11 protein-coding genes and 3 rRNA genes are annotated in these 12,522 nt (G+C 47.0%); all 14 read left to right on the forward strand.

From position 1 onward, the window contains the following. Nucleotides 1–2 precede the first annotated feature (2 nt). The 14 genes from MKZ10_RS02640 to yabA all read left to right on the forward strand — a co-directional run bounded on the left by MKZ10_RS02640 (nt 3) and on the right by yabA (nt 12,408). Nucleotides 3–323: a YbaB/EbfC family nucleoid-associated protein gene (locus tag MKZ10_RS02640; RefSeq protein WP_342507631.1), complete on the forward strand. Its 321-nt coding sequence runs from the start codon at nt 3–5 to the stop codon at nt 321–323. Nucleotides 324–334: 11 nt separating this feature from the next. Next, the gene (recR, locus tag MKZ10_RS02645) at nt 335–931 is read left to right on the forward strand and encodes a recombination mediator RecR (RefSeq protein ID WP_342507633.1); all 597 of its coding nucleotides are present in this window, start codon (nt 335–337) and stop codon (nt 929–931) included. A gap of 12 nt (nt 932–943) precedes the next feature. After that, complete coding sequence (locus tag MKZ10_RS02650; RefSeq protein ID WP_342507635.1) at nt 944–1,156, forward strand: YaaL family protein; 213 nt, start codon at nt 944–946, stop codon at nt 1,154–1,156. A 55-nt stretch (nt 1,157–1,211) separates the two neighbouring features. After that, nucleotides 1,212–1,475, forward strand: coding sequence for a pro-sigmaK processing inhibitor BofA family protein (locus tag MKZ10_RS02655; RefSeq protein WP_342507637.1), 264 nt, complete (start codon nt 1,212–1,214; stop codon nt 1,473–1,475). A 232-nt stretch (nt 1,476–1,707) separates the two neighbouring features. Beyond that, nucleotides 1,708–3,259: ribosomal RNA gene (locus MKZ10_RS02660) — 16S ribosomal RNA — on the forward strand. Nucleotides 3,260–3,536: 277 nt separating this feature from the next. Beyond that, nucleotides 3,537–6,469, forward strand: a 23S ribosomal RNA gene (locus MKZ10_RS02665). An 81-nt stretch (nt 6,470–6,550) separates the two neighbouring features. Next, nucleotides 6,551–6,666, forward strand: a 5S ribosomal RNA gene (gene rrf / locus MKZ10_RS02670). The 16S, 23S and 5S rRNA genes sit together here, the layout of an rRNA operon. A 576-nt stretch (nt 6,667–7,242) precedes the next feature. Beyond that, a complete protein-coding gene (locus tag MKZ10_RS02675) occupies nt 7,243–8,679 on the forward strand; it encodes an aminotransferase class I/II-fold pyridoxal phosphate-dependent enzyme (protein ID WP_342507639.1) in 1,437 nt (478 codons plus the stop codon). 1 nt (nt 8,680) lies between these two features. Then, complete coding sequence (tmk, locus tag MKZ10_RS02680; RefSeq protein ID WP_342507641.1) at nt 8,681–9,313, forward strand: dTMP kinase; 633 nt, start codon at nt 8,681–8,683, stop codon at nt 9,311–9,313. A 52-nt stretch (nt 9,314–9,365) separates the two neighbouring features. After that, a complete protein-coding gene (locus MKZ10_RS02685; protein ID WP_203248937.1) occupies nt 9,366–9,695 on the forward strand; it encodes a cyclic-di-AMP receptor in 330 nt (109 codons plus the stop codon). Nucleotides 9,696–9,714: 19 nt separating this feature from the next. Next, nucleotides 9,715–10,155 (forward strand): YaaR family protein, encoded by a 441-nt coding sequence (locus MKZ10_RS02690; protein ID WP_203248938.1) that lies wholly within the window; start codon nt 9,715–9,717, stop codon nt 10,153–10,155. A gap of 64 nt (nt 10,156–10,219) precedes the next feature. After that, nucleotides 10,220–11,215, forward strand: a complete 996-nt coding sequence (holB, locus tag MKZ10_RS02695) for a DNA polymerase III subunit delta' (RefSeq protein WP_342507645.1) — start codon at nt 10,220–10,222, stop codon at nt 11,213–11,215. Continuing rightward, complete coding sequence (locus MKZ10_RS02700; protein WP_342507647.1) at nt 11,208–12,035, forward strand: stage 0 sporulation family protein; 828 nt, start codon at nt 11,208–11,210, stop codon at nt 12,033–12,035. Before holB ends, MKZ10_RS02700 begins: the two co-directional genes overlap by 8 nt. Nucleotides 12,036–12,048: 13 nt before the next feature. Then, entirely contained in the window at nt 12,049–12,408 is a 360-nt protein-coding gene (gene yabA, locus MKZ10_RS02705; protein ID WP_342507649.1) for a DNA replication initiation control protein YabA, read from the forward strand. The last annotated feature ends 114 nt before the right edge of the window (nt 12,409–12,522 follow it).

Raw genomic sequence — 12,522 nt, forward strand, 5'->3', positions numbered from 1 at the left:
ATATGCGTGGAGCGGGAAATATGCAAGGTATGATGAAGCAAATGCAGAAAATGCAAAAGAAAATGGCTGAGGCACAAGAAGAGCTTGGTGAAAAGCGTCTTGAAGGAGCAGCAGGTGGCGGTATGGTGAAAGTCATTGTATCTGGCGATAAGCAAGTTGTCGATGTGATTATTGACCCATCCGTTGTTGATCCAGAAGATGTTGAAATGCTACAAGACCTTGTTGTCATTGCGACTAACGAAGCAATGGCGAAGGCCGAAGAATTAACGAACTCTACGATGGGTCAATTCACGAAAGGATTGAACCTACCTGGAATGTTCTAGGAGGAAAATCGATGCATTACCCTGAACCAATCTCAAAACTAATCGATAGTTTTATGAAGTTGCCAGGTATCGGCCCCAAAACAGCGGGCCGACTGGCGTTTTTTGTATTAAGCATGAAGGAAGATACAGTGTTAGATTTTGCAAAAGCACTTGTCGACGCCAAGAGGAATTTACGTTATTGCTCGGTTTGTGGACATATCACGGATATTGACCCTTGTCATATTTGTCAGGATAAGAGTCGTGACGGCTCGATGATTTGTGTCGTGCAAGACACGAAAGATGTTATTGCTATGGAGAAGATGAGGGATTATAAAGGACTTTACCATGTTCTTCATGGGGCAATCTCACCAATGGACGGGATTGGTCCAGAAGATATTAATGTTCCTTCCTTATTAACACGTCTTCAGGATGAAACGGTTGAAGAATTAATTTTAGCTACGAATCCTACAATTGAAGGTGAAGCGACTGCGATGTATATTTCGAGACTTGTAAGACCATCTGGAATCATGACAACAAGAATTGCGCATGGACTACCAGTTGGAGGAGACCTCGAATATGCAGATGAAGTGACATTATCGAAGGCGCTAGAAGGCCGCCGAGAGTTATAGGAGGCATCCTGGATGTTTGGACGAAAAAGAAAACTTAAAGCTGAGTTTGACGAACGTCTTCGTACATTAATGATGGAAACGAAGGAAGAATGGGAACGTGCAAGAGAGAATGAGAAATATCTCAATGATTATGACCAAGAAGTGATGGTGCAACGGAAAATTGCTGAAAGTAAACATTTTTATTTATTCAAAGAAGCAAAGGCTCGTCGATTAGGAAGAGACTAATATATCTTCACGGGATTGCATAGAATGGATCATTCATTTGAAAGGGGTGTTTCCCGTGAAAGTTATTGGTGTTTTAGTTATTGGATTAGTTCTTCTGCTATTAATGGTGATGGATAAGAAGCAGATTCAAAAAGTGTTAGAGCGCTTATCCGTGTATTGGTTCCGATTGGCATTTGCATTTTTAGTTCTTTTTGCTATGAACATCGCAGGAGGATTTGTTGGAGTCTACGTTCCTGTAAACATTGCCTCGGGTCTATTACTTGCGGTGTTAGGTATCCCTGGAGTAGCGGCGCTATGCACTTTCGCAGTTTTCTTATAAAAAGTTTTTTAAAAGTGTTGACATCCGAATGTTGATGATGTAATCTTATATAAGTCGCCAGTGAGGCAGACGAAATAGGAAGAAACATAGATTGGTTTCTCTACTATATGAACCTTGAAAACTGAACAGCAAAACGTCAACGAAATACAGCAAAGGTGCTTAACGCACCCGAGCAAAACACATGACATTATTAATTTAATGCCAGCAAGAAATGAGCTATTCATTTTCTTCTATTATGGAGAGTTTGATCCTGGCTCAGGACGAACGCTGGCGGCATGCCTAATACATGCAAGTCGAGCGAATGGATGGGAGCTTGCTCCCAGAAGTTAGCGGCGGACGGGTGAGTAACACGTGGGCAACCTGCCCTACAGATGGGGATAACTCCGGGAAACCGGGGCTAATACCGAATAATCAGTTGGTTCGCATGAACCAACTCTGAAAGACGGTTTCGGCTGTCACTGTAGGATGGGCCCGCGGCGCATTAGCTAGTTGGTGGGGTAATGGCCTACCAAGGCGACGATGCGTAGCCGACCTGAGAGGGTGATCGGCCACACTGGGACTGAGACACGGCCCAGACTCCTACGGGAGGCAGCAGTAGGGAATCTTCCACAATGGACGAAAGTCTGATGGAGCAATGCCGCGTGAGCGAAGAAGGTTTTCGGATCGTAAAGCTCTGTTGTAAGGGAAGAACACGTACGGGAGTAACTGCCCGTACCTTGACGGTACCTTATTAGAAAGCCACGGCTAACTACGTGCCAGCAGCCGCGGTAATACGTAGGTGGCAAGCGTTGTCCGGAATTATTGGGCGTAAAGCGCGCGCAGGCGGTCCTTTAAGTCTGATGTGAAAGCCCACGGCTCAACCGTGGAGGGTCATTGGAAACTGGGGGACTTGAGTACAGAAGAGGAAAGCGGAATTCCACGTGTAGCGGTGAAATGCGTAGAGATGTGGAGGAACACCAGTGGCGAAGGCGGCTTTCTGGTCTGTAACTGACGCTGAGGCGCGAAAGCGTGGGGAGCAAACAGGATTAGATACCCTGGTAGTCCACGCCGTAAACGATGAGTGCTAAGTGTTAGGGGGTTTCCGCCCCTTAGTGCTGCAGCTAACGCATTAAGCACTCCGCCTGGGGAGTACGGCCGCAAGGCTGAAACTCAAAGGAATTGACGGGGACCCGCACAAGCGGTGGAGCATGTGGTTTAATTCGAAGCAACGCGAAGAACCTTACCAGGTCTTGACATCCCACTGCCCGGTGTAGAGATACGCCTTTCCCTTCGGGGACAGTGGTGACAGGTGGTGCATGGTTGTCGTCAGCTCGTGTCGTGAGATGTTGGGTTAAGTCCCGCAACGAGCGCAACCCTTGATCTTAGTTGCCAGCATTTAGTTGGGCACTCTAAGGTGACTGCCGGTGACAAACCGGAGGAAGGTGGGGATGACGTCAAATCATCATGCCCCTTATGACCTGGGCTACACACGTGCTACAATGGATGATACAGAGGGTTGCCAACCCGCGAGGGGGAGCCAATCCCATAAAATCATTCCCAGTTCGGATTGGAGGCTGCAACTCGCCTCCATGAAGCCGGAATCGCTAGTAATCGTGGATCAGCATGCCACGGTGAATACGTTCCCGGGTCTTGTACACACCGCCCGTCACACCACGAGAGTTTGTAACACCCGAAGTCGGTGGGGTAACCCTTACGGGAGCCAGCCGCCGAAGGTGGGACAGATGATTGGGGTGAAGTCGTAACAAGGTAGCCGTATCGGAAGGTGCGGCTGGATCACCTCCTTTCTAAGGAATTATTCGGAATGTAGACCCTAGGGGTCTGCAAGTTGACGTTTTGCGTTCAGTTTTGAAGGTTTATCTTTTATAATAAGAGATGCCTTTTTTAAACTTGTTCATTGAAAACTGGATAAAACGACATTGATAGTAACAAATCAAGAATCAACCACGTAAATAACTTGTTATTTACGATTGCAATACCTTTTTACGACTTTTTCGGATACATCGCTGTTGATGAAAAGTCACCAATGGAATTCATGAAGCGTTAAGCGGATTGAACCCAAAAGGTTAAGTTAGAAAGGGCGCATGGCGGATGCCTTGGCACTAGGAGCCTAAGAAGGACGGCACTAACACCGATATGCTCCGGGGAGCTGTAAGTAAGCTTTGATCCGGAGATTTCCGAATGGGGAAACCCACTGCCCATAATGGGGCAGTACGTTTACGTGAATACATAGCGTAAACGAGGCAGACCCGGAGAACTGAAACATCTAAGTATCCGGAGGAAGAGAAAGAAACATCGATTCCCTGAGTAGCGGCGAGCGAAACGGGAAAAGCCCAAACCAGGAAGCTTGCTTCCTGGGGTTGTAGGACACTCTATACGGAGTTACAAAGGAATGGATTAGGCGAAGCGACCTGGAAAGGTCCGCCGTAGCGGGTAAAAGCCCCGTAGTCGAAAGTCCATTCTCTCCAGAGTGTATCCTGAGTACGGCGGAACACGTGAAATTCCGTCGGAATCCGGGAGGACCATCTCCCAAGGCTAAATACTCCCTAGTGACCGATAGTGAACCAGTACCGTGAGGGAAAGGTGAAAAGCACCCCGGAAGGGGAGTGAAATAGATCCTGAAACCATGTGCCTACAAGTTGTCAGAGCCCGTTAATGGGTGATGGCGTGCCTTTTGTAGAATGAACCGGCGAGTTACGATTCCATGCAAGGTTAAGCAGTGAATGCGGAGCCGCAGCGAAAGCGAGTCTGAATAGGGCGAATGAGTATGGGGTCGTAGACCCGAAACCAGGTGATCTACCCATGTCCAGGGTGAAGGTAAGGTAACACTTACTGGAGGCCCGAACCCACGTATGTTGAAAAATGCGGGGATGAGGTGTGGGTAGCGGTGAAATTCCAATCGAACCTGGAGATAGCTGGTTCTCTCCGAAATAGCTTTAGGGCTAGCCTCAAACTTAAGAATCTCGGAGGTAGAGCACTGTTTGGACTAGGGGCCCATCCCGGGTTACCGAATTCAGACAAACTCCGAATGCCGATGATTTATGTTTGGGAGTCAGACTGCGGGTGATAAGATCCGTAGTCGAGAGGGAAACAGCCCAGACCACCAGTTAAGGTCCCCAAGTATTCGTTAAGTGGAAAAGGATGTGGCGTTGCCCAGACAACCAGGATGTTGGCTCAGAAGCAGCCATCATTTAAAGAGTGCGTAATAGCTCACTGGTCGAGTGGCGCTGCGCCGAAAATGTACCGGGGCTAAACGAATCACCGAAACTGTGGATTGATACCTTTGGTATCAGTGGTAGGAGAGCGTTCCAAGGGCGTTGAAGCTAGACCGTAAGGACTGGTGGAGCGCTTGGAAGTGAGAATGCCGGTATGAGTAGCGAAAGAAGGGTGAGAATCCCTTCCACCGAATGCCCAAGGTTTCCTGAGGAAGGCTCGTCCGCTCAGGGTTAGTCGGGACCTAAGTCGAGGCCGAAAGGCGTAGACGATGGATAACAGGTTGATATTCCTGTACCACCTCCCCGCCGTTTGAGTAATGGGGGGACGCAGTAGGATAGGGTGAGCGCACTGTTGGTTATGTGCGTCTAAGCAGTAAGGTGTGGAATGAGGCAAATCCCGTTCCTATAACATTGAGCTGTGATGGCGAGGAGATTAATCTCCGGAGTCCCTGATTTCACGCTGCCAAGAAAAGCCTCTAGCGAGGCGGGAGGTGCCCGTACCGCAAACCGACACAGGTAGGCGAGGAGAGAATCCTAAGGTGATCGAGAGAACTCTCGTTAAGGAACTCGGCAAAATGACCCCGTAACTTCGGGAGAAGGGGTGCTCTGTTAGGGTGTTAAAGCCCGAGAGAGCCGCAGTGAATAGGCCCAGGCGACTGTTTAGCAAAAACACAGGTCTCTGCAAAACCGTAAGGTGAAGTATAGGGGCTGACGCCTGCCCGGTGCTGGAAGGTTAAGAGGAGAGGTCAGCGCAAGCGAAGCTTTGAATTGAAGCCCCAGTAAACGGCGGCCGTAACTATAACGGTCCTAAGGTAGCGAAATTCCTTGTCGGGTAAGTTCCGACCCGCACGAAAGGCGTAACGATCTGGGCACTGTCTCAACGAGAGACTCGGTGAAATTATAATACCTGTGAAGATGCAGGTTACCCGCGACAGGACGGAAAGACCCCGTGGAGCTTTACTGTAGCCTGATATTGAATTCCGGTGCAGCCTGTACAGGATAGGTAGGAGCCTAAGATTCCGGAGCGCCAGCTTCGGAGGAGGCGTTGGTGGGATACTACCCTGGCTGTATTGGACTTCTAACCCATGCCCCTTATCGGGGCAGGAGACAGTGTCAGGTGGACAGTTTGACTGGGGCGGTCGCCTCCTAAAGAGTAACGGAGGCGCCCAAAGGTTCCCTCAGAATGGTTGGACATCATTCGTAGAGTGCAAAGGCATAAGGGAGCTTGACTGCGAGACCTACAAGTCGAGCAGGGTCGAAAGACGGGCTTAGTGATCCGGTGGTTCCGCATGGAAGGGCCATCGCTCAACGGATAAAAGCTACCCCGGGGATAACAGGCTTATCTCCCCCAAGAGTCCACATCGACGGGGAGGTTTGGCACCTCGATGTCGGCTCATCGCATCCTGGGGCTGTAGTCGGTCCCAAGGGTTGGGCTGTTCGCCCATTAAAGCGGTACGCGAGCTGGGTTCAGAACGTCGTGAGACAGTTCGGTCCCTATCCGTCGCGGGCGCAGGAAATTTGAGAGGAGCTGTCCTTAGTACGAGAGGACCGGGATGGACACACCGCTGGTGTACCAGTTGTCTTGCCAAAGGCATCGCTGGGTAGCTATGTGTGGACGGGATAAATGCTGAAAGCATCTAAGCATGAAGCCCCCCTCGAGATGAGATTTCCCATTACGCAAGTAAGTAAGTTCCCTCAAAGAAGATGAGGTTGATAGGTCTGGGGTGGAAGCGCGGCGACGTGTGGAGCTGACAGATACTAATCGAACGAGGACTTAACCTTCTAGTAAAAAGGGCAGGTTGGCCCTGATTTGTGAAACACACTGTCGTATTATTCAGTTTTGAGTGAACAAGCTCAACATAGTCTGGTGACGAAGGCGAAGAGGTCACACCCGTTCCCATCCCGAACACGGAAGTTAAGCTCTTCAGCGCCGATGGTAGTTGGGGGTTTCCCCCTGCAAGAGTAGGACGTCGCCGGGCACATGGTCATTACCAATTAGGTAATGGCTTTTTTAGTACCTAAAAAACCAAAGGTTCATCTTTTGAACTAGTTCAATGGAATGCGAGAAAGGGGAGGTGTGGTGGAGTTCGAGGAAGCGAAGGTAGGAGGATCGGAGCGCATGATATACGCGAGAACCGGACGACTGAAGCTGACGAAGAAATCTGCCGCGCATCGCCTTTCGCAGCCAGACGTTAAGATTCCTTTAGAATCTTAACATTTTGCGTGATTTACACGCCCTTTGTGTAAATCACGCACGGGTTTTAACACGGAAGTTAGGCTCGAGCGCCGATGGTAGTTGGGGGTTTCCCGCTGCAAAACGAAAGGGAACCTTTCGTTTCTGCGTGATTTACGCGTTTTTTGCGTAAATCAAAGCAAGGGTTTTCAGGACGTCGCCGGGCACATGGTCATTACCAATTGGGTAATGGCTTTTTTGTTGTTTAATTTTAATGAAAACGCGCTTAAATCCATATAATTACTAAGTTTTCTATTCTACGGACTGAATAAATCCCAAGTATCCTCTATAATAGAGATAGGTAAAGGAAGTGTGATTCACGATGGGAAATCCGAACCGCCCACTTGTTGAGGCGCTATTAAAATTCAATGCAGCAGCTCCTGTTTCATTTCACGTGCCAGGGCATAAAGGGGGGAGTCTGTCGGGGTTGCCGGCAGATTTACGTTCGGTACTTCGTTATGATTTGACAGAGTTAACGGGGCTAGATGACCTTCATGAGCCGGATGGGGCGATCGCAGTGGCACAGCGGAAGCTTTCCTCATTTTATTGCTCAAATCAAAGTTTTTTCCTTGTGAATGGCTCTACAGTCGGAAACTTGGCGATGATCTACGCGACGTGCAGCGTTGGTGATACGATTATCGTTCAGCGTAATGCGCATAAGTCGGTGTTCCATGCGATTGAGCTGACGGGTGCGAGGCCGGTGCTTGTTTCGCCAGGTTGGGATGAGATAACAAAGACAGCTGGGACAATGACTGTCGGGCAAGTTTGCGAAGCGCTAGAAGCGTATCCGGATGCAAAGGCAGTTGTTGTGACGCATCCGACTTATTATGGAACGACGGGAGCAGATTTAGAAGAGATGATAAGAGCTTGTCATACATATGGGGTTCCAGTCTTAGTCGATGAGGCCCATGGAGCCCATTTTGCTGCGGGAGATCCATTTCCTCGCTCGGCGTTGGATATGGGGGCGGATGTTGTTGTCCATTCCGCACATAAAACATTGCCGGCCATGACAATGGCTTCGTTCTTGCATGTAAGGTCAGAACTTGTTTCTACTGAAAAGGTTGCGCATTATTTGCAAATGCTACAGTCAAGTAGTCCATCGTATGTATTGATGGCTTCATTGGATGACGCACGGGCTTATATAGAGGCTTATGATGAAGAGGATAAGGTTTTGTTGATGGAGAGACGATTGGCTTTTATGGAACAATTAGCGACGATTCCGGGGCTACAGCTAGTTGAGTCAGATGATCTGTTAAAGCTAATGATCCGAGTTAAGGGCTGTTCGGGGTTTAAATTACAGAAGGAGTTAGAGGCGGAGGGCGTTTATGCAGAGCTTGCAGATCCGTATCAAGTGCTTTTCGTTTTGCCACTGTTGAAGGTGGGTACGGATTATCCCTTCGAGGAGATTGCTAAGAGGATGGGGTCTGCCATTACTCGGTTACACCTAGTGGGTGGAAAACAGGATGTACTTGAGATGCCTTTACTTAATGAAGGAATCTCTCAACTGATATATACAGCCAGAGAATTGGCACAAATGGAGACAGAGTGGATTTCGTATGATGAAGCGGTGGGTCGTGTGGTCGCGGCGTCTATCATTCCCTATCCACCAGGGATTCCACTGCTAGTCGGTGGAGAAAAGGTTGGAGATGAGCATATTCAATCGCTGACGAGTTTACGTCAAATGGGAGCAAAGTTTCAAGGGGCCATTCGGGTCAATGAAGGGCAAATAGTTGTCGTAAAGGAAGGGACGGAGGAATAGTATGGTACAGAAAGGTGTTTTTATAACATTTGAAGGGCCTGAAGGGGCAGGTAAGACGACGGTTATTGCAGAGTTGTATAATCGCTTAAAGGTTGAGGGGCGTGATGTACTACTCACGCGTGAACCGGGTGGTATACGTATAGCGGAGAAAATTCGTGATATCATTTTGGATAATCACCATCAAGAAATGGATGCAAAGACAGAAGCACTGCTTTACGCAGCCGCAAGAAGGCAGCATCTTGCAGAAAAGGTGATGCCTGCACTCCATGGCGGTTCGATTGTGTTGTGTGACCGTTTTGTAGATAGTTCGCTAGCCTATCAGGGGCATGGGAGAGGGCTTGGCATTGACGAGGTATTGTCTATAAATGAGTTTGCAATTGGCAATACAATGCCTGATTTGACTGTTTTCTTTGATATTGACCCAGAAATAGGATTGGCACGTATTTCGAAAAATGATGAACGTGAACAAAATCGGTTAGATAAGGAGAGTCTTGATTTTCACCGTAAGGTTTATGAAGGATATCAAGAAATCATTCGCCGTTATCCGAATCGGATTGTTCAGACGGATGCTTCTCTTTCTGAAATGGAAGTAACGGAAAACGTTTGGGAAATTATATGCGCGCGACTCATGTAATCAGCCAATTCATGATATAATAGTGGAAAGCGGAAAAAAAGGGGAGATTACCGTGAAATTAATTGTGGCAGTTGTACAGGATCAGGATAGTAACCGGTTGTCTGCGGCGTTGACTAAAAACGATTTCCGAGCAACCAAATTAGCCAGTACGGGAGGATTTCTAAGGTCGGGAAATACAACGTTTCTTATTGGTACCGATGATAGCCTTATTCCAAAGGCACTTGAACTTATCCGGGAAAATTGCCGTTCACGAGATCAAATGGTAGCGCCTGTTTCTCCAATGGGTGGTAATGCCGATTCATACATTCCTTATCCGGTTGAAGTTGAAGTTGGTGGGGCAACGGTATTCGTTCTACCAATTGAACATTTTCATCATTTTTGATGAACCGAGGTGAAGCGAAATGAAGGTCAATGGTGATTACCGTGCCGGTCTTGATAAGATGAGAAAGGACCCCTTGCAAACACCACAAGGCGGAGCAAGGTTTGGTCAAATGGTTGTCAAACAAGAGCAGCGCCTTCATGGTGAGCAAATCACTAGGTTGCTTGGCGATATTTCATCAGCTGGCGATCGAATTGCGCGCTCGCGTAATTTACGAGATATGGCTAAGTTTAAAATGCTTGTCCGACGTTTTCTCAAGGAAGCTGTTGAGTCGGGAATGGGGTTGAAGCAGTCTCATTCGTGGAATCGTTTTGGTGAGGGGCGTCGTTTGAAACTTGTCGAGACGATAGACGAACGGTTGATTGAATTAGCAGAAGACTTGTTGAATGAAGAGAAGACATCTGTCGATTTATTAGCTAAAATTGGCGAGATTAAAGGTCTTCTCATTAATCTATACATGTGAACCCGTGTTTTCTGTCATATAAGAAACACGGGCTTTTTTCAAAATAAGGGGTGTGTCAGAGGAAATGAATCAGCGACTTTTTGAAGAGCAGAAAATTGTCACGGAACGATTAAGCTCTTCTTATAAAAATGGACGAATTGGACATGCGTATCTATTTGATGGTGAATCTGGCACAGGAAAAGAATTGGCGGCCCTTTTTTTTGCTCAACTTCTTCTATGCAGTCAACCTGAAAACTTTGTTCCATGTGAAACATGCCATTCCTGTCGACGTGTCACATCCCGTAATCACCCTAACGTCACCATGATTCAACCAGATGGACAAGATATAAAAAAAGAGCAAATGTCTACACTGATCTATAATATGACGAAAAAAGGGTATGAATCAGGTAGGAAGATTTATATTATCTCAAAGGCTGATCGCATGAATGTTGCAGCGGCGAATACGCTTCTGAAGTTTCTAGAGGAACCTGAGGGGGATGTAACGGCGATTTTGTTAACAGACGCTTATCAATCCATTTTGCCGACAATTCAATCGCGTTGTCAGCGAATTTCTTTTCTTCCACCATCGAGAGAAGTGATGATAAAAGGGCTTGTTGAACAAGGGATTACTTCGTCAATGGCGGCAACAGTGACGATGGTGACGGCCAGTCCGGATGAAGCATTTCGGCTTGCCGGTGACGATCAATTTGCACACATGCGAAAGACAGTGTTAAAATTGGTTGAAGCATCAGATCGACATGTCCATGAAGCTTTGTTATTTATCCAATCGGAATGGTCTCCTTTATTTAAAGAGAAGGAAGAAGCTGAACGCGGTCTTGATTTGTTACTATATGCTTATCGAGATGTGGTGGCATCTAAAGCGGGCTTGCAGTCAACGCCGGCATTTCCGGATCAGCAAGAATTTTTCAGGAGTCTTTCGATGAAGATGACATATAGTCGATTGTCTGCTAATATGGAGGCAATTTTGCAAGCGAAAAAGCAGTTGCACGGCAATATGAATCGCACGCTTTTAATGGAACAATTGGTGCTCAGCATGCAGGAGGGGTTACTTGTTGTATAAAGTTGTAGGAGTCCGTTTTAAAAAAGCGGGTAAAATATATTATTTCGATCCAGTTGAATTTATACTCAATGAAGGAGATTATGTCATCGTTGAGACTGTCCGCGGGATTGAATACGGTAAAGTTGCGGGTCGTGTGAGGGAAGTAGAAGAACATGATGTTGTACTACCACTCAAAAGAATCATTCGTCCAGCACAGACGGAAGATCTTGAAAAGGTAGAAGAGAATCGTCTAGAGGCAGAAAGAGCTTTCACAACAGGTGTCGACAAGATCCATGAACATAAATTGGAAATGAAGCTTGTTGATGTTGAATATACATTCGATCGTAATAAGATTGTTTTCTATTTTACAGCAGAAGGTCGTGTTGACTTCCGAAATCTTGTGAAAGACTTAGCGGCAATTTTCCGAACGCGTATCGAGCTTCGTCAAATAGGTGTACGCGATGAGGCGAAGATGCTTGGTGGAATTGGCCCATGTGGTCGGATGCTTTGCTGTTCGACATTTTTGGGTGACTTTGAGCCGGTTTCTATTAAAATGGCGAAGGATCAGAACTTATCACTCAACCCATCGAAGATATCCGGGCTTTGCGGTCGTCTCATGTGCTGTCTGAAGTATGAAAATGATGAGTATGAAGAAGCGAAAGCACTAATGCCTGATATTGGAACACATGTTAAAACACCGGATGGACCTGGTAGGGTGGTCGGCCTTAACCTTCTTGAACGTTTGCTTCAAGTAAGCCTGGCGGACCAGGATCATGTATTGGAGTATACGTTGGAAGAATTAATGGGGCAACAAAATAATGTGGCTCAATTGACGAAATGATGAGGTGAGATAGTTGAAAGAAAGGAACTTTCTGGACAGAGTGATGGAATTTGAACAACAACTCGGCTCCATGCATAAGCAATTTCATGAATTGATTGGATTTGTCGCACAAATGACGGAAGAGAATCATTCACTTCAACTTGAAAACCATCATTTGCGAGAGCGGCTGGAAGAAATAGATGGGCAAACACAAGTTGTGGATAAAAATCAACACAGTAAAAAATCGAGTACAGTAGACATTGGAGAAGGCGTCGACAATTTAGCGCGCCTTTATAACGAAGGGTTCCACGTCTGCAACGTCCATTATGGAGGAAGCAGAAAAGGGGAGGACTGTTTGTTTTGTCTATCTTTTTTAAATAAACAAAATGTGTGAAATGAGCCGATCCTATTGCAATGTAGGCATCGGCTTTTTTATCTGAATTCAGACAAATAGGAAGGCAACAGTTGTATGACCGACATCCTGTTGGTCTGCGGATTTTATGAGGAG

The organism is Sporosarcina sp. FSL K6-2383, from assembly GCF_038618305.1.
Classification (GTDB): domain Bacteria; phylum Bacillota; class Bacilli; order Bacillales_A; family Planococcaceae; genus Sporosarcina.